Genomic DNA, 19,746 nt, shown 5'->3' on the forward strand with positions numbered 1-19,746 from the left:
GTAGTTTAACTGCGTGAGAATACCCCCTTGAAAGCGGGTATAGGTGATGCTCGGTATAGCGTCGGTGTGGCGGTATCGACAGCTAGTTTGCCATCATCACTTATCATTAGCTTGCCAGGGAGATCGTCACGCGAGCGTGTTTCGACAGAGATAACTGGTGAGAACGCATCAAGAAGTTGTTCTGTTTCCTTGGCATCAAATACTGGCCAATCAAGCTCAGAGACTGAGCGCGCACGCTTGAAAATCGCTGAGACATCAACATGGTTTTTTCTGCTCATGCCATAACGAAAAACAGGGTCTAAAGGGCGGTCAAACCCAGACATGATGTGAGCTTGCTCATCCTCAATTTGTCCAGCTGCGACGAGGCTACTGATGGGGTACACGCCCACCACACGTTTCCAGTGTTGGTAAGCCGTTTCAATGACAGGTGGATTGGATGTAAGTGTTTGCCAGAACACCGCGTTGTCCATCGTCTCTTCCGCGAGCAAGGCTTGGCATTGCTGTAATGATATTGCCGAGCTTTCCTTTGTCTCCGAAAGCGTTAATGCAGTGTCGAGTTGCTGCCTACCGAGTTGCATCACGTATGAAAGCCATTGTGATTTTTGATTTTCACTGGTGATCTCGCCGACAAGCGAGGTGCTGAACCTGTCGAATGCCAAATAGGGGAATCGCTCATCCTGAGCATAGGGAAGGGCATAAGTGCGCGTGCTATCAATCTTTTGATAGAAGGATGCCAGCGTATCTTGGCATTCTGCGTTTTTTCCTGACGGCCACAGTGCTTGGGTTTTCGAAGATGACACACAGCCCGACAATGTTGTCAGTAAAAGCGCGAAAGTCAGCAGCGATCTCAGCATTCTCATTCCTGTTTGGGTAATGTGCATCCACATAACTATAGACACGAAGCGGGCAGAGATACTTTCTGCCCAATCACGATACCTACCAGTCTGAAGAGATAGCGAAAGCAATGAAAACGCAAAAAGAAAAAATGCTAAGCGGTGAGTTGTACAGTGCAAATGATGACGAGTTGATTGCGGATAAAATGCGATGCCGCGAAGCCATGCGCCGCTTTAATCAAAGCTTGCCGGACAGCCCAGAATGGAAGCAAGCGAAAGCAGATTTACTGCCTAATGCGCATGAGAGCGTCTATATCGAACCACCATTTTTCAGCGACTACGGTATTCACACGTATATCGGTGAGTCGGTGTTTATGAACTTCAACTGTACCATTTTGGATGTGGCTCCCGTAACCATCGGCGACCGCGTGATGATGGCAACCAACGTTCAGTTACTCACTGCAACGCATCCTCTTGATATTCAACGTCGTGTACGTGAGCTAGTGGAATATGGGTTACCGATAACCATAGGTAACAATGTGTGGCTAGGCGGTGGTGTGATTGTGTTGCCGGGCGTTACCATTGGCGAGAATAGCGTCATTGGCGCAGGCAGTGTGGTGACGAAAGACATTCCAGCCAATGTGATTGCGGTTGGTAATCCTGCTAAAGTGCTTCGTGAATTGACTGACGAAGAAAAAGAAGACCGAGGCGCGTTAGGTCAGGTGCTCTAACTCGGTGAGCATATCAATGGCGTATTGATTGGTGCTACCGCAAATATCGCGGTCAGCTTTGAATTGGCTGCATACCGCAGGGCGATCAGGTTGGCCGAAGATCTTACAAAGGTTTTGATCGTTAAGCTGAATACAGCGTTGACCTGCGGGTTTACCGTTAGGCATTCCCGGAATAGGCGAAGATATGCTGGGTGCAATGCAACATGCGCCACAGCCTAAACGGCAACTGATTACTTGTTGGTTCATGATATCTGCCTACATACTTCAAGAAGGCGCGCACAGTATCACTAGTGTGCGGAGAACGCAAAGAAGTCGAAACGTGAATTTGCAAGGTGCTGATTGTGCGTCTTGTGTCCTTTAATCACCGAATGATAACGGGATAGTCCTTGAACTTTCCGGCTCTGGTGGTATAACGTCCGCCTTCTAGCAATATTGAGTAGGTACAGGTAAAAATGTCGACACCTTTCTGGGAACAAAAAACACTGACTGAGATGACGGACGCAGAGTGGGAATCACTGTGTGACGGATGCGGAAAGTGCTGCCTTCACAAGCTGATCGATGAAGATACCGAAGAGCTTTACTACACCAATATTGCCTGCAGCTTATTGGATGACAAAACCTGCTCGTGCAAAGACTACCCAAACCGCTTTAACTATGACGAAGAGTGTCTGAAATTAACGCGTGACAAAATCGACGAGTTTTACTGGCTGCCAGACACCTGTTCTTACCGACTGCTTGCTGAAGGCAAAACGCTTCCAGCATGGCACCCGCTTATCACTGGCTCTAAAGATGCTATGCATGCCGCGGATGAATCGGTTAAAGAAAAAGTGGTATATGAAATTGATGTGATTGATTGGGAAGACCATATCCTTAATCATCCAAACCGGAAGTAATATCACTTTTTGAAAGATTGAATGCTTTCGTTTCAATAAAATTTCTATAAAAAGCTGCCATATGCGATAGATAAAAATAGTCGCGCTGGTGGCTTTTATTTTATCCAAAATTTGCCTTGTATATTTAAACGAAAATTTTGAGAGAGCACTGAAGCGCGGTGAGCGTTTGCATTGGTACGAAGCGAAGTGTTTATATTGAGATGAACCTTGCAAATTAGAACGTTGAAGTTTTAAGAACAAATTTTCTGGATACTATTGGTGAAAAATATAAAACAGCAGTATCACAATGACCTTTTCAGTTGGCACAGAACAATCAGTCAGTGATGAGCACATTCAAAAGCTCAATGAGATGCTTGAGCATATCGACACCGACATCGCACTTTCCATGTCATACGTCCGTCGCGCCCACCACATGTCTTTCCCGGACCTAAAGAAAAAATTCACTGGGATTAACGTAGAAACACTTCAGAAATACATGCAGGAATCTTATCCTGCGCATCGTCCTATTCATGTCGTCGCGGCGTATTCATGGGTGATGATGGTACCTATGACGGCGTTTTACTATGGCTTGAAACTGCGCGAATACTACCGTGGCATGGATGATTTGGCGGTAGAAGCTTGGTGAGAATAGGAAAACTGCCGACAGCGCAATTCAATGCCATGCTCGATATCATCACGCATCTATATGGAGAAGACGACAAACAAGCGTTTGCGACTTTCCGTGCGGAGTTGGAGGCGACACCGGGTTATCAAGAACTGGACTACAGCGCACTCTTTCCGCCGGAGGTTTTGGATTTAGAAGCCTTTGGCGAAGATTACTATCGCTCTGTGGCGGTCTCGGCAAAAGCATTTAGAAAAGAGCATGCTCTCTCCGAAAAAACGATGGCAAAGGTATTGGGGCTATCTGCTTACCAATATGGGGTGCTAGAGAATGAAAACAAACCCGTTGCCTTTTCTGTGGCCATCGGTTTTCGCGCAAAGTTAGGGTTCAAACTGAATTCACACGTGAACTTCACCGCCGAAATGAGGCGTTTCCCTGCTTTTCATCAGCTAAGGATTGCTCAACACGTGCGGGACTCACTTATCGTAGAAGCTCTGCGTAGATTAGAGGAAAAAGAAAAAAAGAATGTATCGCAAATGCTTTTATCCCTCTCCAATATGTACATCTAGAATGTGACAAACACATATCATTGAAGATTCACCACCTCAAATACGCAATATTTTGCGTTGACCAATTTTTTGACAAGTTGAATAATTATCTGGTCAATAGACACAGAGGTATAGCTGTGTCCATCGAAACTTACTTTGTTAACGGATAGCGGCTCGCTTAACACCGCGTGATAGATATATCTGCAGTTGGTTATAAAAACCTTGGTTGTTAATTGCAACTAATGGCATGAATTAACGTGACAATCTTTCACCCATCAGCGTCGCATCATACTTATTGTGATTCCAGAAACTTAACGGGTTCAATAAGCCACATACGTTCAGCAACTCAAAAAATAGCTTCTCTTTAGCAGCTTTTTCTAACGCGAGTTTTGATTATCGAGCTTTTCATATTGGGAAAGGCAATCAAGGTTTAGAAATAGGCTGTTTATATAGAGTTGATTAGGATGATTAGGTGAGAAAATGGATATCGAGTTATCAAAACAACAAATTGCTAACAAGATAAAAACCGCAAGAGAAATGGCGCGCAAGACTCAAGTATATATGGCTAAAGAGTTAAACATCGCACGTCAAACCTATCTGGATATAGAAAACGGCAAAACGGCAGCGAAAACCACCACATTGTTAGAGATTGCGGAAATCACTAAGATGCCCATTATGTGGTTTTTGGAAGAGTCGAGAGACCAAGTGGCTTTTCAAAGTATTAGAGACAATAAAGACGTAATGGACTTTATGATGATCATCTCTAAACTGCCAGAGCCTGCGCGCTCTGAACTGCTGAAAAATAGCACGCAAATGGCCACCATGATGGTGTCTTACGGTAATAAGCTTGCCAATGAAAAAGACACGTATTCTTCCCACAGCATGCGTGCGGTGAGCACTGCTTTTTAACCCTGTTTTGCTATCGAATGCTCAATGACTTCTGCAAAAGAACTCATTGAGCATTTCAACGCGCCGCTACACGCCTCCTGCTACAACTCTTCTGTGTCGATATTCATCGTTACGTTCAAGGTACTCTTGTCGTCCGTATTGAAGTAACATACGCCCTCTTTGCTGGAGGAGTGTTTGTGGCTCATTCAGTGGTTACCATGCTTTTTGATGAATGCTTTTGAATATCAATATGAATGAAGTGATGAGCACTGCGTTGCGCGGTTTCACCTTGAAGGCTGTGTGCCGAGGATCGTGCGTTTGAAACTGATCCTAGGTCCGATGGAGGGTGTACTTGACCCTCTGATGCGTCAGATTTTGACCGAACTTAACCCATACGATCTGTGTGTGACGGAGTTTGTTCGCGTCGTTGATGCCAAACTTCCTCCGCGTGTTTTTCACAAACTCAGCCCTGAATTGCACAATGGTGGCAAAACGCTATCAGGTACGCCTGTGCGTGTTCAATTACTGGGTCAAGCACCTGAATATATGGCGGAAAATGCGGCCTTAGCAACGGAGCTGGGTTCATCAGGTATTGATATCAACTTTGGCTGTCCCTCGAAAACAGTTAACGGTAACAAAGGCGGCGCGGCTCTACTGAAAGAGCCTGAATTGATGTATCAGGTGGTGCGAACGGTACGCAATGCAGTCGCTGCGGAGCATGTCGTGAGTGCCAAGGTGCGTCTGGGCTTTGATGATTGTTCCCGCTATCGCGAAATCGTGGATGCCGTGCAATTGGGTGGTGCGGATGAAATCGTCGTGCATGGTCGCAGTAAAGCCGACGCTTATAAGCCGGGCACCGTGCGTTGGGATTTGATTGGTGATATTACTCAACGTCTTCGCATTCCGGTCACCGCAAATGGTGATATTTGGAATCGCGATGATGCGATAAAGTGCGCCGAAATCACAGGCAGTGACAAGCTTATGGTCTGTCGTGGTGCGTTGAATATGCCAAACCTAGCGGCGCACATTAAAAATGATGTGGCACCAATGAGCTGGCATGAGGTCCTTGTGCTGCTGGTTCGCTACTCTGAATTTGAAATTAAAGGCGACAAAGGTCTTTACTATCCAAACCGCGTTAAGCAGTGGTTCCGATACTTGCAAGCAGAGTATCCAGAAGCACGCGAGCTATTCACCCATATTCGCGCGCTGAAGAATAAACAGCAGATTTTAGGCATTATCACCACTGCCTTAAGAGACAGTGAAAAAGCGTTAGCCTGATAGGTTGCCAACAACTTTAAGCGACTCGTTTCTTCTTCTGGAAAGCAAAAAAGGCAGACCCAGTCTGCCTTTTTCGTCGGTGGTCGTTTAACTTTCGTTCAGGATTTTCCCGGGCAATATCCTGAAATCAAATCGGCCTGGCCATTTCTCTTCTGACAGCGCTTTTATCATCGCTCTCGCGACACGCACACCTTCTACTGGCTCAAAGTTTGCCAAAGGGCCAGCGAGAAACGGAGAAATAAACGGCAACATGCGTTTCAAGGCTTGCTCATCTTTTCTTGGCACATCTCTTTCACCAAGCAAAGGACCTGGACGGGCAAATAACAGCCTTTCAAAGCCCATGTCAGATAACGCTCTTTCCATCTTACCTTTACAGCGCAGGTAATGTGATGGTGACCAAGGGTGGGCGCCCATACTTGAAACTACCGCGAGGTGCTTCACGCCAACAACCGCCATCATTCGTGCCACTTTCACGACCAAGTGTAAGTCCACGTCTTCCAACGCCTTCTTTGAGCCTGCTTGTTTGAGGGTCGTCCCCAACGCGATGTAGCCTTGAAGTGGAACGGGCCATTGTGGTTGCCAATGCGTCACAGAAAGGTCCGGACTTTGGTGAACGATGATCTTCTCAGAGGTTATTGATACGGGACGACGTGTGACGACATGGATATGCGACACGTCAGGATCACCAAGAAGTTGATGAAGTAACTCATCACCGACCAAACCCGTTGCTCCAGCGATAATAACGCTTCTAGACGAAGACACTGCATTTTTCCTCAATAAGCAATTGCGCCTAGGCTACCATGATTTGCGCAAACATATTCAACATCTTAGACAGAATATTAGATGAAACTCATAGCCTGAAATGCTCATTTCCCGTCAATATATGATAAACGTCTACTGTATAAGTGAAGCCTAAGAAGGAACGGGTCGTCACTGCTTTCTTGTACTGGACTTAACGGGGTGGATGTATATGATCCACGTTTTTGGTGAAACCGAGATTCGCGATGAACACATTGATTGAAATGCCACAAGATTGGGAAGGCATGCCTGCAAGTTTTATTGAAGGGGCGTTACTGGCAGCAAACCTGTCTCCAGCACCTCTTGACCCAGAGGTTTGGATGCCTGTTTTGCAAACGGGTGGCATGGATGAAGACGATGTTGAAGCTATCACTGCGGATCAGAAGAAAGCCATCATGGTGGCTTCGAGCAGCAATACGCATTGCTCATGCGCCATGAATATGTGTTGCCAGAAAGTTTGTCGCTAGACGGTGAACGTAACGAAGCACATCAAGCGTTTTCAGAGGGTTTCCTAGCGGTTTGGCCTCACATTGAGCCAGCTTGGCAGGAAGTGACTGTGTCTGACGGTAGTCGCCGTATGCTGTCTGCGTTGATGACGACCATGCTGTTCCTTCACGATGAAGAAGGTACTTTGGTGCAAATGCAGGAAGCGGGCTTGTCATCACTGCCATCACCAGAAAAATACTACAAGCAAGTTGAGCTGATGATTAACGAAGTGGCACTGGCTGCAGACGAAGTTCAGCAAGGCTCTGGCGCACAAGCCGTCAATCCATACAAATCAGTGGGTCGCAACGACCCTTGTCCTTGTGGCAGTGGTAAGAAATTTAAAAAGTGCTGCGGTAAGTAACAGTGTCTGATACCGCGATTCTTGTTGTTGCTGGCGTGATACGCGAAGGGAAGAAAATTCTGATCACCCAGCGATTTGATTCAGAAGACGGTGCAGGTCTTTGGGAGTTCCCCGGTGGAAAGGTGGAAGCGGGCGAAACCGAGCCAGACGCTTTGGCAAGGGAGCTTCATGAGGAGTTGGGTGTGGCTGTTGCGGTTAATGACTTTCAATTGGAAACGCTTCACGCCTATCCGACCAAGACGATTTGCCTGAGAAGTTATGAATGCGAGCTTGTTTCCGGCGAACTGACCTTGCATTGCCATCAACGCATGGCATGGGTTGAGCCACAAGAACTGGTGGACTATACATTCAGTGCTGCGGATGAACCGCTTGTTGCGCTGCTACAGAAATAAAAAATCCCAGCTTAGGCTGGGATTTTTTCTAAATAGACGGCTTAGCTAAACATGCGACGTTGACGCTTCCCGATAAACTGGGACAGCACCACAATTGCCAGAACAACCAACATACCGCTGAAAATAACCACCAACCATTGTGGCATCGACAGGGTTAAGAATTGCCAAACCACTTTGCTGCAATCACCGCTGGCTTCAAACACAGAAGGGACCCATTGATTCAGCGGTGCCCATGAAGGGAATGAGACAAAGATGTCGCAGGTTGCACCAAACAATTCGTTTGGATCAGGGAACTGGTAGCCGACATGTTCAATGGATAGCTTTAAGCCCCAACCTGCTGAAACACCCCACGCCGTCAAGCTCAACCAGCGCATCAAACCGTTTGATGGCGCAATCATGCCGAGCAAACCGGCACCAACAACGCCCAACATCGCGACACGTTCATAAATACACATAACGCATGGTGCTAGGTCCATAACGTGCTGGAAGAATAAGGCACAAGCTTCAAATGCCAATGCTGACAGCATTAACAAAAACCATGCACCGCGGCCCCGCGAAATTTCATTGAAGTAGGAGAACATAAATAGCGAATCCATTTAAAAAAAACGAAGCCCTGCATTTCAAGCAGGACTTCGCTATTCAAAGGCTTAATCGATCTAAGATCAACCTTTTAGTGACCAATGCTCGCAGCTGCTGCAGAAGTAACCTCACCGATTGAGATCCAGCCCGCATCGTAGAACCATTCTGTCATCGGTACTAGGAAGAACTCGATACCTGCCAGACCAATAAGTCCCAGAACCAGCGTATACGGCAATGCCATGTATACCATCTTGCCGTATGACAAGCGCAGTAACGGTGCCAGCGTCGACGTCAGCAGGAACAGGAATGCCGCCTGACCGTTTGGTGTTGCAACAGATGGCAGGTTAGTACCGGTGTTGATAGCTACCGCCAGCAGCTCAAATTGTTCGCGGGAAATTGCACCTTCCATCAACGCTGCTTTTACTTCGTTGATGTAAACCGTACCCACGAATACGTTATCAGACACCATAGATAGCAAACCGTTCGCAATATAGAACATGGTTAGCTGGTCGCTACCCTCAAGGCGCAGTACTGCTGCGATTACAGGGGTGAACAATTCTTGGTCAACGATAACCGCAACCACTGAGAAGAATACCGCCAGCAGAGCTGTAAATGGCAAGGCTTCTTCAAACGCTTTACCGATTTGGTGCTCGTCGATAACGCCGGTGAAAGAGGTTGCAAAGATGATAACGGTCAGGCCAATCAAGCTACTGCTGCAAGGTGCATAGCAAGTGCCAGAATCAGCCATACTGCGATAATAGCTTGAACAATCAGTTTCGCGACGTCGTAGTTAGTGCGTTTTGCACGCTCTGCTTGGTCAAACTCCACCAGAATTTGGCGAACGTTTTCTGGTAGCTCTGTACCGTAGTCAAACAGACGGAATTTCTCGACCAGTACACAGGTCAGCAAACCACAGATAAGAACAGGCAGGGTAACTGGCAGCATGCGGATGATAAATTCACCGAAGTACCAGCCCGCTTTCTCAGCGATGATCAGGTTTTGCGGCTCACCCACCATGGTCATTACGCCACCCAGTGCCGTACCCACACCTGCATGCATCAGCAGGCTGCGCAGGAACGCACGGTAGTTTTCGAGGTCATCACGGCTCAGGTCATCACGCACTGAATCATCAGAGTTGATGTCGTGAGACGAGGTGAAGTCTGCACCTGATGCAACACGGTGGTAGATGCCGTAGAAGCCTACTGCCACGCTGATAACAACAGCGATAACTGTCAGCGCATCCAAGAATGCTGACAGGAACGCGGCCATAGAACAGAACGCCAGAGAAAGAAGAACTTTAGAACGGATGCCCAGCAGTATTTTGGTGAAGATGAACAGCAGAAGCTGCTTCATGAAGTAGATACCTGCCACCATGAAGATAAGGAGCAGCAGAACTTCAAAGTTGGCAACCAGCTCGTGTTTAACCGTTGCTGGGCTTGTCATGCCAATGGCAACCGCTTCAATCGCGAGCAGACCACCTGGCTGTAGAGGGTAACATTTTAGTGCCATCGCCAAGGTGAAGATGAACTCAACAACGAGTACCCAACCCGCCACAAATGGGTCGATAGCAAAAAGTATCGGGTTGATGATTAAAAACGCGATGATCGCTGCTTTGTACCAGTCTGGCGCTTTACCAAGAAAATTCTTGATAAATGCGTTCCTTAGCGTAATGGCCATGTATTAGTCTCTGTTCTTTCTAATGCAAGTATTCTTGGGGGCTTGAAATGGTTGTAAATAAGCTGTTACCGAGGACAGAGGAGGAGTGATCTTATTTCGCGACGCGATGAAATAACCAATTCCCATTATGAAACCGCCCAATAGTTGACGCTTTGTACCTCAATTGTCCACGGGTCAGACAAATTTGGTGCACACAATACAGCGACTTTTCAAACAGTCAACAATCCAATGCATGTTAATTAAATTACTGGAGTTTGTTACGAAAAAATCAAACTCAAGCACATTAAAAATGAAACGATATGTAACATTTGAGCGCGCTTATTCTATGCGCGAGATCTGATGCAAACTGTGATGTTCGTCAAGGTTAATTCGTGAGCTAAAAAAATGAGGGAATTTGTTCGACACCCTGCGAGAAAACGGCCTTCTACATCTTGAAGAACTTCGCATTTCAACTGTTGACTGAGTTGTTAATAGTCAGATAAAAAGCATGTTTAATCGGGTAAAAAAGCATGACAATTCGAGGACAATTTGAGTATCTGTGACATGCGCCGTTAATTCTGCGTCAAATCCACGCAAACGATATCACTGACAGGTTTCTAGGTTGTGACCATAAGTGGTATGATGAGTTATTAATCAAGATAAGAAGCAATTTGGAACACTCAATGGTTATTAAGGCGGACAGCCCGGCAACTTTTGCTGAAAAATATATTATCGAGAGCATTTGGAATAACCACTTTCCACAAGGCTCCATCCTGCCAGCAGAGCGTGAGTTGTCAGAACTGATCGGTGTAACGCGTACGACTTTGCGAGAAGTGCTACAGCGACTGGCGCGTGATGGATGGTTGACCATTCAACACGGTAAGCCTACCCGTGTAAATGACTACATGAACACTTCAGGTCTGAACATTCTGGACACACTTGTTACGCTGGAAGGTGAAGATGTTCAGGGCGTACTGGAAAACCTGCTTTCTGCTCGTACTGACATTAGCGGCGTTTACATGCGCTATGCCGTGAAGAACGACCCGCAACAGTGTGCTGCACTGATTGAAAAAGTCATCGGTCGTTGTGAAGAGTTGCTGGCAAGCGAGAGCTACGCAAGCTTTGTTGAAAGCATCGAAGAAAAAGATGCGATTCAACAAGACGTGAAGAAAATCTTCGATTCCTTCGGTAAAACCGACATGGAACTGTGTGAAGCAGTGTGCCGTGCTCGTGCATTTAACCATTTTGACTACATGTTGTTCCAAGGCATGGCTCAACGCTCAGGTAACAAAGTCTACGTATTGACCATGAACGGCATGCGCAAGATTTACTCGCGTGTTGGTGGCTACTACTTCATGGACAAGCGCGCGTGTGAGCTAGCACTTCAGTTCTACCGTGACTTGCTGGCGATTACCGTTGAAGGTCGTCACAACGAAGTGGCTGATCGTATCAAGCAGTACGGTCGTGAGAGTGGCGCAATGTGGTTTGTAAACCGTGAAAACATCGCCAAACTGATGGAGCAAGAAGAAGCCTAATCTTCTTTAAAAAGTCCAAGAAAAAAACCGCCGATTTGGCGGTTTTTTGTTTTCTGGCTTTGGCTACATTAAGCCCCAGGGATCAGGTCAGGATCAAACTGCGGCCTTTTCGGACACGTTGAAATGATCTTGCTCTTGCCGTCAGGTAGCTCTTCTTCCAACACCACCTCAAAGCCCCACAATCGGTGCACATGTTTCAGCACTTCTTGGTAGGAGTCATTCAGCGGAATGCGGTTGTGTGGCACATAGCGCAATGTCAAAGATCGATTGCCTCGTAAGTCGACATCGAATACTTGGATGTTCGGCTCATGGTTGCTCAAGTTGTATTGCGCTGAAAGTCTCTCACGAATCTGGCGATAGCCTTCTTCATTGTGAATGCTGGTTACTTCAATGTAGTTGTGTCTGTCATCGTCATTGATGGCGAAGAACTTCATGTCTCGCATGACTTTAGGCGACAGGAACTGGCTAATGAAGCTCTCATCCTTAAAGTTCTGCATGGCAAAGTGAAGGGTTTCAAGCCAATCACTGCCAGCAATATCTGGGAACCAGTATTTGTCTTCTTCCGTTGGGTCTTCACAAATCCTGCGGATGTCCTGCATCATCGCAAAGCCAAGTGCATATGGGTTAATACCGCTGTAGAAACGGCTGTTGTATGGCGGCTGTGCAACAACGTTGGTATGGCTGTGCAAGAACTCCATGATAAAGCGGTCAGTCACCAAGCCTTCGTCATACAGGTGATTCAAGATGGTGTAGTGCCAGAAGGTCGCCCAACCCTCGTTCATCACTTGAGTTTGTTTTTGTGGGTAGAAGTACTGGCTGACTTTTCTGACGATTCGAATCACCTCGCGCTGCCAAGGCTCTAGCAGTGGCGAGTGTTTTTCGAAGAAGTAGAGAATGTTCTCCTGTGGCTCGGCAGGGAAGCGGTCCACTTCTTTCTCACGTTTTTTCTCGCTGGTAGGAATGGTTCGCCACAGCGCATTGACCTGCGTTTGCAGGTAATCTTCACGGGCTTTTTGGCGTGCCTTTTCTTCAGCCATGGAGATTTTCTGCGGGCGCTTGTAACGGTCAACGCCGTAATTCATTAGCGCATGACAGGAATCGAGCAGTTTCTCGACTTCATCCACACCGTACTTTTCTTCGCATTCGCTGATGTATTTCTTGGCAAACAGCAGGTAGTCGATGATGGAGCCCGCATCGGTCCACGTCTGGAACAGGTAGTTGCCTTTAAAGAAAGAGTTATGACCATAACAGGCGTGTGCCATGACAAGGGCTTGCATGGTGATGGTATTTTCTTCCATCAGGTACGCGATACAAGGGTCAGAGTTGATAACAATCTCGTAGGCCAACCCCATATGCCCATGTTTGTACCCGCGTTCGGTTTCGATGAACTTTTTGCCGAAAGACCAGTGGCTGTAGTTGATCGGCATGCCAACGCTTGAGTAGGCATCCATCATTTGTTCAGCGGTAATGATTTCAATCTGGTTGACGTAAGTGTCGAGGCGGTAATGTTCCGCCACGCGTTTGATTTCGACGTGGTACTTCTCCAGCAGATCAAATGTCCAGTCTGGACCATCACTGAGGGTCTTTTTCTTGTTTTTCGCTGCGACAGTCATAAGTCCTCCTTGGATCCCAACCCGATAAGACGAGAAACGGTAAGCCTTAACTTACCTGTTTCTTAAATAGCTCTCGGAAGACGGGGAAGATGTCGTCTGCAGTGCGGATATTCTGCATCGCAAAGTTTTCGTACTTCTCATCCAGCACTTCATATTCACGCCACAAGGTTTGGTGTGCGCGACGAGTAATTTCGATGTACGCGTAGTAGCGAGAGAAAGGTAACAAGCTGCTCTCCAACAGCTCTCGACAACCCGGAGAATCATCTGCCCAGTTGTCGCCATCCGATGCTTGCGCCGCGTAGATATTCCACTCGTTTGACGGATATCTTTCCTTCACGATTTCGTTCATCAAACGAAGCGCACTGGAAACAATGGTGCCGCCAGTTTCTTGCGAGTAGAAGAACTCGTGCTCGTCGACTTCTTTCGCTTGTGTGTGGTGACGGATAAAGACCACCTCAACGTTCTTGTATGTTCGCGTCAAGAAGAGGTACAGCAAGATGTAGAAGCGCTTAGCGATGTCTTTGGTCGCTTGGTCCATCGACCCGGAGACGTCCATCAAACAGAACATCACAGCTTGGCTGCTTGGTTGAGGTCGCTTCTCGTAGTTTTTGAAACGCAGGTCGAAGGTATCGATAAACGGCACTGCAGCGATTTTCTCTTTCAGTGCTTCGATTTCTTCCTGAATACGTTTTTCTTCCAGCGGCTGTGCAGGCTCAGTGCTTTTCAATGCTTCGAGCTCTGCTTCCAGCTCACGCAGCTTGCGACGTTTGCCTGCACTCATGGCAGTACGACGCGCCAACGAGTTTTGCAGCGATCGCACGATGGCAATGTTCGCCGGTACACCCGTTGCTTTGAAGCCAGAGCGGTGGGTCTTGTACTCGACCAACTTGGTCATCTGGTTTTTTTGTAGGTTTGGAAGCTCGAGATCTTCGAACAGCAGATCCAGATATTCATCCTTTGAAATCTGGAATACGAAATCGTCCTGACCCTCACCATCAGGGCTTGCTTGCCCTTCGCCCGCACCACCACCGGCACCGCCGGGTGGACGTTCAATACGATCGCCAGGGATGAACTGGTCATTGCCGGGATGGACAGCATCACGCTGTCCGCCCTTACCTTGTCGGAATACAGGCTCTCGGATGTCACGAGAGGGGATAGTGACGCTCTCGCCACTATCCACATCGGTGATTGAGCGTTTGTTTACTGCATCCGCAATCGACTCTTTGATCTGTCGCTTGTGGCGGCGTAAAAAACGCTGACGGTTAACCGTGCTCTTGTTCTTTCCGTTGAGCCTTCGATCTATAAAATGCGCCATAAGCCCCCCGTATAATCTGTAACTACCTAGACTGCCTGTTTACGACGACTTGCGTACGCGTAAATACCACTCAGACAGCAGTCTTACTTGTTTGCGGGTGTAGCCTTTTTCCATCATGCGAGCGACAAAATCGTCGTGCTTTTTCTGCTCTTCGGTTGATGTCTTGGCATTGAAGGAAATAACGGGAAGCAGCTCTTCGGTGTTCGAGAACATTTTCTTCTCGATAACAGTGCGAAGCTTCTCGTAGCTCGTCCACACGGGGTTCTTACCTTCGTTATTTGCACGTGCACGCAGTACAAAGTTCACGATTTCATTTCGGAAGTCTTTCGGATTGCTAATACCTGCAGGCTTCTCGATCTTCTCAAGCTCACTGTTCAGGGCTGAGCGGTCGAACAGCTGGCCTGTATCAGGGTCACGGTACTCTTGGTCCTGAATCCAGAAGTCAGCATACGTCACGTAGCGGTCAAAGATGTTTTGCCCGTACTCAGAATACGACTCGAGGTAGGCGGTTTGGATCTCTTTACCGATAAACTCTACGTATTTAGGGATGAGATACCCTTTGAGGTGTTCAAGGTATTTCTCCGCCACATCTTGTGGAAACTGCTCACGTTCAATTTGCTGTTCAAGCACATAGAACAGGTGAACCGGGTTCGCCGCCACTTCTGAATGGTCGAAGTTAAACACGCGAGACAGGATCTTGAACGCGAAGCGCGTAGACAGACCGTTCATGCCTTCGTCCACACCCGCATAGTCGCGGTATTCTTGGTAGGACTTGGCTTTTGGATCGGTGTCTTTCAAGGTTTCGCCGTCGTAGACACGCATCTTCGAGAACAAGCTGGAGTTTTCTGGCTCTTTCAAGCGTGACAGGACGCTGAAGCGAGCAAGAATGTCCAAGGTGCTTGGTGAACATGGTGCAGCTGACAGTTCACTGCTTTGCAGCAGCTTGTCGTAGATTTTCATTTCTTCTGAAACACGCAAGCAGTAAGGCACTTTGACGATGTAAACACGGTCAAGGAATGCTTCGTTGTTCTTGTTGTTTCTGAATGTTTGCCACTCTGATTCATTCGAGTGCGCGAGGATCATGCCATCAAATGGCAGTGCAGACAGGCCTTCGGTGCCGTTGTAGTTACCTTCTTGCGTCGCTGTCAGCAGTGGGTGCAGCACTTTTATAGGTGCTTTAAACATCTCCACGAATTCCATCAGACCTTGGTTGGCTTTACACAGTGCGCCAGAGTAGCTGTAAGCATCTGGGTCATCTTGTGCAAAATGTTCAAGCTGACGAATGTCGACTTTACCAACCAGCGATGAGATGTCCTGGTTGTTTTCATCGCCCGGCTCAGTTTTAGCCACGGCAACTTGGTCAAGGATGGATGGGCGTACTTTGACGACTTTAAACTTGCTGATGTCGCCACCAAACTCGTGGAGGCGCTTCGCGGCCCAAGGCGACATGATAGAGCGCAGGTAACGCTGCGGAATACCGTATTCACTCTCCAGCAGTGCGCCATCTTCTGTGGCGTCGAACAGGCAGAAAGGATGGTCATTCACAGGGCTACGTTCGCCGTCTGCTGTTAGAATGTAAACAGGTACCTTTTGCATCAAGCTTTTTAGCTTTTCTGCGAGTGAAGATTTACCGCCACCCACAGGGCCAAGCAAATAGAGTATTTGTTTGCGCTCTTCTAAACCTTGCGCGGCGTGTTTTAAGTAGGAAACGATTTGTTCTATGGATTCTTCCATGCCATAGAAATCTTCGAACGTTTTGTAGCGTGAAATCACGCGGTTCGAAAAGAGTCGGCTCAGTCGAGGATCGAGTGCTGTGTCGATCATTTCTGGCTCTCCAATTGCCATCAGCAAACGCTCTGCGGCATTGGCATAAACGCTGCGATCTTCGCGGCATAGGTCCAGAAACTCCTGAAGGCTCAGCTCTTCGTCTTTTGCTTCTTCGTAGCGCTGACGATAGTGGTCGAAAATACTCATGGTCCTGCCCCCTAAATCGTGCTGTTATCCATTGAGAAAGGATATAAACGCAGATGCTTTCATATCCTCGCTCTTTTAAGACTAGTAGCAACTGATCAATTTGCGTCGTTGAATTACTTGTTTTTTAAATATTTTTCCCTTTTGTGATAGCGCTTTGCATTCAAGATGTAACTTTCAATTGATGCAGTTGTCGCTGCTGTGTCGCAAGAACGAAGCGGATTTCTCTGGCAAATTTCACAGAGGCAACTGAATTTGCTGTGGAATAAGGCGTGAATGAGAGAGCAAAGGAGAGGGCAGAAATAAAAAACCGACGCAAGAGAATGGCGTCGGTTTTGATTGTGATGCGGTTAGATTATTGGCACGCAATCAGGGTTGTCAGCGTGTGCTTTTCGCCAGCAGCAAGTGTCACGCTTCGGTCATACACGGTTGACTCTACGCACACCATGGTTTTGTAGCTGTCATCGGCCATGTCGCCCATGCTGATTGATAGGGCTTCCCAAGGATTCCAAACCACAACGGCGTTGTTACCTGAGTTGGTCACTGTCATGCGACGTTGATACGCAGGGTCTTCAATAACAACGGTTTCTGCTGCGTGTGGGTAGATACGATCCACTTCTTGATCAAAACCTGTGTTGCCAGTGCTTGGTTTACGCTCACCCGCTTCGATGAATTCGTTGCCCAGTTCGGAAACGATGGTCTCGGTAACATCCCCAATATTCAGGTAGGTATGCAGCGCGCCGCCAATAACTATGTCTGATTCACCTGTGTTGGTTGATACCAGGCTTACCTTCAAAGTGTCAGTCACTTCAATCAAGAGCTCCGCATGGAATGCGTGTGGCCAGATAGCACGTGTTTCAGCACTGTCTTCCAGCGTCAGGCTGATGATGACACCCTCTTCATTCTCACGGTGCTCGTTCAGTGTCCAAATGCTGTTGCGTGCAAAGCCGTGTGACGGCTCAGCCGCTTTACCAAACCAAGGCCAGCAAACTGGAATGCCGCCACGAATCGCTTTCGTGCCAGAGAAATCAGCTTTCTCACTCATCCAGATAAGGTCTTTTTTACCAGCAGGTTGGAAACTCAGTACATGCGCACCGAACAGAGAAATCGCTGCAGTTGCCTTTGGGTGGATAACACGCACGACTTTTAAACCGTCCAGTTCGCAGACGGTGACAAAATCAGAAAGAACAGCAGTAGTAGGAAGCTGTTTAACGTCCATGAATATGCCTTTTACTATCAAAACGAATGCGATGGGGCATCGCACAGGAAATTCAGATACAAAAAAGGCGGCCAATAAGCCGCCTTTTCGTCACTCATGCCTTAACGGAATCCGGATTGATTACTTAGAGATGTGAGCAATCAGATCCAGAACTTTGTTTGAGTAACCGATTTCGTTGTCGTACCAAGATACAACTTTAACGAATTTGTCAGTCAGAGCAACACCTGCTTTCGCGTCGAATACAGAAGTTTGAGTTTCGCCGATGAAATCTTGAGAAACAACTTCGTCTTCAGTGTAACCCAGAACGCCAGCCATCTCGCCTTCTGAAGCAGCTTTCATTGCCGCACAGATTTCTGCGTAAGTAGCAGCTTCTTTCAGGTTAACAGTCAGGTCAACTACAGAAACGTTTGCAGTTGGAACGCGGAATGCCATACCAGTCAGTTTGCCGTTCAGTTCTGGAAGAACTACGCCAACAGCTTTAGCAGCACCAGTTGAAGATGGGATGATGTTCTGAGAAGCACCACGACCACCACGCCAGTCTTTCGCAGAAGGACCGTCAACAGTTTTCTGAGTTGCAGTAGTAGCGTGAACAGTAGTCATCAGACCAGATTCGATGCCCCACTTGTCGTTCAGTACTTTAGCGATTGGCGCCAGACAGTTAGTAGTACAAGAAGCGTTAGAAACGATGTCTTGACCTTCGTAAGAGTTGTGGTTAACACCCATTACGAACATTGGAGTCGCATCTTTAGAAGGACCAGTCAGAACAACTTTCTTCGCACCTGCAGTGATGTGCTGGCGAGCAGTTTCGTCAGTCAGGAAGATACCAGTTGCTTCTGCAACTACGTCAACGCCAACTTCGTCCCACTTCAGGTCAGTAGGGTTACGCTCAGCAGTTACGCGAACAGTTTTACCGTTAACGATCAGGTTACCACCTTCAACTTCAACAGTACCGTTGAAACGGCCGTGAGTTGAGTCGTACTTCAGCATGTACGCCATGTAGTCAACGTCGATCAGGTCGTTGATTGCTACAACTTCGATGTCGTTACGCTCAACAGATGCACGGAAAACGAAACGGCCGATACGGCCAAAACCGTTAATACCTACTTTGATAGTCATTATGTTGCTCCACAACTTAATATCTAGTGAAAGGAAATTGGTAGTAAAATTACAGAATCGGTACCACCCATGCAAGTAAAAAACCCATCTAAATTGCTTAAAGTCAAAAATACTACGGATTAAATTTACAATACCTAAACATCTTTTTGGGGTGTTGTAGGAAAAGTTGAATTTCCTTGTAGATGTTAGGGTTAGGTTGATTTTTGAACGATACGTCGGCGGGGCCTTTCATTCTTTGGATAGTATGACGATCAATGCCCGAATGTCGCGTGCGAATAATGAGAATCGCGGCGACATAGTGAACGTGAATAGATAAAGTGAATTGCATCTGGTGAATAAATTAGATTCTTGTAATTTTTCTCCATAATTAAAACAATCTGTTGCGGTTAAAATGCGCAATATATCGTCAAAGCCTCATCCAGTTCACACCATGGGTATGCAACGGGCGAATTCCGTGTGATAACGTGGAATCATTAGCTGTCGACTATCACGCGTCTATGGGGAGAGAAATGACAACGAATGCAAACGAAAAGTGGAAGGAATCACTCTCTGATATCGAGTACAGAGTGTGTCGGTTAGGAGAAACCGAAGCCCCATTTTCTGGTGCGCTGTTGTATAACCATGAGGCCGGTTCTTATCATTGCGTGTGCTGCAATGCACTGTTGTTCCAATCGGGTGCGAAGTTCGATTCGGGGTGTGGTTGGCCAAGCTTTGATGCGTCAGAAAAAGAGGCTGTGAAATACCTCGTAGACCATAGCCACGGGATGGTGAGAACGGAAATTCGCTGTGCAAATTGTGACAGCCACTTGGGCCATGTGTTTGATGATGGTCCCACGGAAAGCGGGCAACGCTACTGTGTGAATTCGGTTTCCCTGTTGTTCAAAGAAACCCAATAAAAAAATCGCGCCAAAGGGCGCGATTTTTCGTTTTGTT

At 47.3% G+C, this 19,746-nt stretch carries 18 protein-coding genes and 2 pseudogenes; 10 read left to right on the plus strand and 10 right to left on the minus strand.

Annotated elements, in window-relative coordinates; all coding sequences use genetic code 11:
• Positions 1 to 5: 5 nt before the first annotated feature.
• The gene (locus ATN88_RS27960) at positions 6 to 854 is read right to left on the minus strand and encodes a hypothetical protein (protein ID WP_232313500.1); all 849 of its coding nucleotides are present in this window, start codon (positions 852 to 854) and stop codon (positions 6 to 8) included.
• A 110-nt stretch (positions 855 to 964) separates the two neighbouring features.
• Between ATN88_RS27960 and ATN88_RS23350 the strand changes: the two genes are divergently transcribed.
• Entirely contained in the window at positions 965 to 1,564 is a 600-nt protein-coding gene (locus ATN88_RS23350) for a sugar O-acetyltransferase (RefSeq protein WP_067419901.1), read from the plus strand.
• Here ATN88_RS23350 and ATN88_RS23355 read toward each other — a convergent pair.
• On the minus strand, positions 1,547 to 1,795 hold the full coding sequence (locus ATN88_RS23355; RefSeq protein ID WP_198158448.1) for a YkgJ family cysteine cluster protein: 249 nt from the start codon (positions 1,793 to 1,795) through the stop codon (positions 1,547 to 1,549). The two genes, ATN88_RS23350 and ATN88_RS23355, sit on opposite strands and share 18 nt — an antisense overlap.
• A 221-nt stretch (positions 1,796 to 2,016) precedes the next feature.
• Here ATN88_RS23355 and ATN88_RS23360 point away from each other — a divergent pair, with 221 nt between their 5' ends.
• From ATN88_RS23360 to dusC, 5 genes are all read left to right on the plus strand, one after another.
• Entirely contained in the window at positions 2,017 to 2,457 is a 441-nt protein-coding gene (locus ATN88_RS23360) for a YcgN family cysteine cluster protein (RefSeq protein ID WP_067419903.1), read from the plus strand.
• Positions 2,458 to 2,743: 286 nt separating this feature from the next.
• Positions 2,744 to 3,082 carry a hypothetical protein gene (locus tag ATN88_RS28695; protein WP_332308963.1) on the plus strand — a complete coding sequence of 113 codons (339 nt, stop codon included), beginning with the start codon at positions 2,744 to 2,746 and terminating at the stop codon, positions 3,080 to 3,082.
• Entirely contained in the window at positions 3,079 to 3,627 is a 549-nt protein-coding gene (locus tag ATN88_RS28700) for a hypothetical protein (protein WP_332308964.1), read from the plus strand. The genes ATN88_RS28695 and ATN88_RS28700 overlap by 4 nt, the downstream gene beginning before the upstream one ends.
• A 459-nt stretch (positions 3,628 to 4,086) precedes the next feature.
• A complete protein-coding gene (locus tag ATN88_RS23370; RefSeq protein WP_067419904.1) occupies positions 4,087 to 4,515 on the plus strand; it encodes a helix-turn-helix transcriptional regulator in 429 nt (142 codons plus the stop codon).
• 297 nt (positions 4,516 to 4,812) lie between these two features.
• Complete coding sequence (dusC, locus tag ATN88_RS23375) at positions 4,813 to 5,772, plus strand: tRNA dihydrouridine(16) synthase DusC (protein ID WP_067419951.1); 960 nt, start codon at positions 4,813 to 4,815, stop codon at positions 5,770 to 5,772.
• 87 nt (positions 5,773 to 5,859) lie between these two features.
• Here the strand turns inward: dusC and ATN88_RS23380 are convergent, their stop codons facing one another.
• On the minus strand, positions 5,860 to 6,534 hold the full coding sequence (locus ATN88_RS23380) for a Rossmann-fold NAD(P)-binding domain-containing protein (protein WP_067419905.1): 675 nt from the start codon (positions 6,532 to 6,534) through the stop codon (positions 5,860 to 5,862).
• Between the two features lie 242 nt (positions 6,535 to 6,776).
• Here ATN88_RS23380 and ATN88_RS23385 point away from each other — a divergent pair.
• Both ATN88_RS23385 and ATN88_RS23390 read left to right on the plus strand, forming a co-directional pair.
• Positions 6,777 to 7,417, plus strand: a pseudogene (locus ATN88_RS23385) (YecA family protein).
• 2 nt (positions 7,418 to 7,419) lie between these two features.
• A complete protein-coding gene (locus ATN88_RS23390) occupies positions 7,420 to 7,809 on the plus strand; it encodes a (deoxy)nucleoside triphosphate pyrophosphohydrolase (RefSeq protein ID WP_067419906.1) in 390 nt (129 codons plus the stop codon).
• Between the two features lie 41 nt (positions 7,810 to 7,850).
• Here the strand turns inward: ATN88_RS23390 and dsbB are convergent, their stop codons facing one another.
• Together dsbB and nhaB are read right to left on the minus strand one after the other, a co-directional pair.
• Positions 7,851 to 8,390 carry a disulfide bond formation protein DsbB gene (gene dsbB, locus ATN88_RS23395; protein WP_067419907.1) on the minus strand — a complete coding sequence of 180 codons (540 nt, stop codon included), beginning with the start codon at positions 8,388 to 8,390 and terminating at the stop codon, positions 7,851 to 7,853.
• Between the two features lie 89 nt (positions 8,391 to 8,479).
• Positions 8,480 to 10,065, minus strand: a pseudogene (gene nhaB / locus ATN88_RS23400) (Na(+)/H(+) antiporter NhaB).
• Between the two features lie 662 nt (positions 10,066 to 10,727).
• Here nhaB and fadR point away from each other — a divergent pair.
• Positions 10,728 to 11,579, plus strand: coding sequence for a fatty acid metabolism transcriptional regulator FadR (gene fadR / locus ATN88_RS23405; protein WP_067419908.1), 852 nt, complete (start codon positions 10,728 to 10,730; stop codon positions 11,577 to 11,579).
• A gap of 68 nt (positions 11,580 to 11,647) precedes the next feature.
• On the opposite strand, the gene ATN88_RS23410 is transcribed toward fadR, so the two are convergent.
• The 5 genes from ATN88_RS23410 to gap form a co-directional block, all read right to left on the minus strand.
• The gene (locus tag ATN88_RS23410; RefSeq protein ID WP_067419909.1) at positions 11,648 to 13,192 is read right to left on the minus strand and encodes a SpoVR family protein; all 1,545 of its coding nucleotides are present in this window, start codon (positions 13,190 to 13,192) and stop codon (positions 11,648 to 11,650) included.
• Between the two features lie 46 nt (positions 13,193 to 13,238).
• The gene (locus ATN88_RS23415; protein ID WP_067419910.1) at positions 13,239 to 14,507 is read right to left on the minus strand and encodes a YeaH/YhbH family protein; all 1,269 of its coding nucleotides are present in this window, start codon (positions 14,505 to 14,507) and stop codon (positions 13,239 to 13,241) included.
• A 39-nt stretch (positions 14,508 to 14,546) separates the two neighbouring features.
• Complete coding sequence (locus ATN88_RS23420; protein WP_067419911.1) at positions 14,547 to 16,481, minus strand: PrkA family serine protein kinase; 1,935 nt, start codon at positions 16,479 to 16,481, stop codon at positions 14,547 to 14,549.
• 352 nt (positions 16,482 to 16,833) lie between these two features.
• Positions 16,834 to 17,697, minus strand: a complete 864-nt coding sequence (locus ATN88_RS23425; protein WP_067419912.1) for a D-hexose-6-phosphate mutarotase — start codon at positions 17,695 to 17,697, stop codon at positions 16,834 to 16,836.
• 120 nt (positions 17,698 to 17,817) lie between these two features.
• Positions 17,818 to 18,813, minus strand: coding sequence for a type I glyceraldehyde-3-phosphate dehydrogenase (gene gap, locus ATN88_RS23430; protein ID WP_067419913.1), 996 nt, complete (start codon positions 18,811 to 18,813; stop codon positions 17,818 to 17,820).
• Between the two features lie 509 nt (positions 18,814 to 19,322).
• Here gap and msrB point away from each other — a divergent pair.
• Positions 19,323 to 19,709, plus strand: a complete 387-nt coding sequence (msrB, locus tag ATN88_RS23440) for a peptide-methionine (R)-S-oxide reductase MsrB (RefSeq protein WP_067419915.1) — start codon at positions 19,323 to 19,325, stop codon at positions 19,707 to 19,709.
• Positions 19,710 to 19,746: the final 37 nt, after the last annotated feature.

Source organism: Enterovibrio coralii (assembly GCF_001559595.1).
In the GTDB taxonomy this organism is placed as follows: domain Bacteria; phylum Pseudomonadota; class Gammaproteobacteria; order Enterobacterales; family Vibrionaceae; genus Enterovibrio; species Enterovibrio coralii.